This window comes from Mesorhizobium sp. M7A.F.Ca.CA.004.12.1.1 (genome assembly GCF_003997835.1).
Classification (GTDB): Bacteria; Pseudomonadota; Alphaproteobacteria; order Rhizobiales; family Rhizobiaceae; genus Mesorhizobium.
Window position 1 is genome coordinate 1 of the sequence record NZ_RZRK01001302.1, and the last position, 961, is coordinate 961.

The window sequence follows — 961 nt, forward strand, 5'->3', positions numbered from 1 at the left end:
CCTTCGGGCTGAGTGAGGCAGCCGTCGGCAGCCGCCGGCCGTAGGAAAGGTCGCGATAGGTCTCGTCGACCAGCAGACGGCAGTTGCTGCTTTCGGCAAGCGCAACCAGCGCATCGAGCTCGGTTCGGCTCATCATCGTGCCGGTCGGGTTGTGCGGGCAGGTGACGCTGATCAGCTTCGTGTCCGGCCGCAGCGCCGCCTTGACGCGTTCGACATCAATGGCGAAGCCTTCCTCGAAGGCCAGGTCGACAAAGCTGATGGCGCAGCCGATCGCCCTTGGGGTTTCGATGTTGGTGGCGTAGTTGGGCCTGATGACGACGAGATGGTCATTGGCCGACAAGAGCGAGGTCGAGATGATGAACAGCGCGCCCGCGGCACCGGCAGTGACCAGGACATCATCCGGCGAAATGCCGGCATCCTGCGCCGAGATCAGTGCACGCAACTGCTTGTCGCCGCGATGCTCGCCATAGAAAAGCGTGAGATCAGGCAGCGACAGGCCGATGTCGGAGAGCTTCTGGTCGGCGATCGAACTTTCCGAAAGATTGTAGCGGATACGGTCATAGCCGTATTCTTCCGGCGCTTCTTTCTCGATCACCATCCTGGTGTAGTTCATGGCTCGCTCCCCTAGAGCAGTTCACCGTTTCACGGAAACGGCGACCCGCTCTAACTCCTTGTTTTTAGGCAATTCCGGACGGAAAACCGTTTCACAATTTTCCTGGAATTGCTCTAGCAACCCGTCCACCTATCCAAGCCATAAAAACATGAAGCCTGCCAAGGCGAATTCGCCGGCAGGCTTCTGTTCCAGTCGTCCTAACTGTTGGCTCAGGACTGAATGTTCAGGCCGAGGCCTTGGCCTTCCTGCCCTTGGCGGGTGCCTTCACGGGGGCAGCCTTGCGGCCGAGGCCGATGGATTTCGCCAGCAGCGAACGCGAGGCCGCGTAGTTGGGAGCGACCATCGGAT

1 protein-coding gene and 1 pseudogene are annotated in these 961 nt (G+C 60.0%); both read right to left on the bottom strand.

The window, feature by feature from the left end; translation table 11 throughout:
* A partial coding sequence (locus EN984_RS35955; protein WP_127384423.1) for an aminotransferase class I/II-fold pyridoxal phosphate-dependent enzyme occupies positions 1-613 on the bottom strand: 613 nt, incomplete at its 3' end.
* 223 nt (positions 614-836) lie between these two features.
* A pseudogene (locus EN984_RS39235) lies at positions 837-961 on the bottom strand (transcriptional regulator); the annotation flags it as partial.